We start from the raw sequence: 1185 nt of genomic DNA, 5'->3' as shown, positions 1-1185 counted from the left end.
CAGGATGCGCTCAAGGATCTTTTAGGCGGTACCATTAAGGAAATGATGGAAGCGGAAATGGACGATCATCTCGGCTATGAAAAATCAGAACGTTCGGATAATGATGATTACCGCAATGGGTATAAGCGCAAACAGGTCAACAGCCGATATGGATCGATGGAAATCGAAGTGCCGCAGGACCGAAAATCAACATTTGAACCACAGGTGGTGAAAAAACGTCAGAAAGATATTTCTGATATTGATCAGAAGATCATTTCCATGTATGCCAAAGGAATGACTACCCGACAGATTTCCGAAACCATCGAAGATATTTATGGCTTTGAGACCTCGGAGAGTTTTATTTCCGATGTAACCGATAAGATCCTGCCACAGATCGAAGACTGGCAGAACCGGCCGTTGGACGAAGTCTATCCCATTCTCTACATCGACGCAATTCACTATTCCGTAAGAGATAATGGTGTGATCCGAAAGCTTGCAGCTTACGTGATTCTTGGAATCAACACGGAAGGAAAGAAAGAGGTTCTGACCATCAGCGTTGGCGACAACGAAAGCGCAAAATACTGGCTTTCCGTTATGAACGAACTGAAAAACCGGGGTGTCAAAGATGTATTAATCATCTGTGCAGATGGTTTAACCGGCATCAAAGAAGCAATCGCTGCAGCTTTTCCAAAAACCGAGTATCAGCGCTGTATCGTACACCAGGTAAGAAACACACTGAAATATGTCCCTGACAAGGACAGAAAAGCATTTGCAGCGGATCTGAAGACCATTTATCAGGCCGCAGATGAAAAGAAAGCGCTGGCAGCCTTAGATCGTGTAACTGAAAAATGGTCTCCCAAATATCCGAATTCCATGAAACGCTGGAAGGATAACTGGGATGCCATCTCTCCAATTTTCAAGTTTTCAACGACGGTCAGAACGGTGATTTATACTACCAATGCGATTGAATCCCTGAATTCCACCTACCGGAAGCTGAATCGGCAGAGAAGCGTATTCCCAAGCGATACGGCCCTTTTAAAAGCGCTGTACCTGGCCACTTTTGAGGCTACGAAAAAATGGACCAGTACGATTCGAAACTGGGCGCAGGTATATGGCGAACTGAGTATTATGTACGAAGGTCGTCTTCCAGAATAACGAGTAAACCGACGATCAAGACAGGCGGAAAACCGCCTGCTCTTGACATGC

The 1185-nt window shown here is 45.2% G+C and carries 1 protein-coding gene; it reads left to right on the top strand.

Annotated features, from left to right (window positions below; translation table 11 throughout):
• A partial coding sequence (locus tag LIQ05_RS19250; protein ID WP_226822921.1) for an IS256 family transposase occupies window positions 1–1134 on the top strand: 1134 nt, incomplete at its 5' end.
• Between the last annotated feature and the right edge of the window lie 51 nt (window positions 1135–1185).

Origin of the sequence: Blautia glucerasea (genome assembly GCF_020537505.1) — a bacterium.
GTDB lineage: Bacteria > Bacillota > Clostridia > Lachnospirales > Lachnospiraceae > Blautia_A.
Note: the sequence above shows the minus strand (reverse complement) of the source record. Positions and strands in the feature narration are given on the sequence as shown.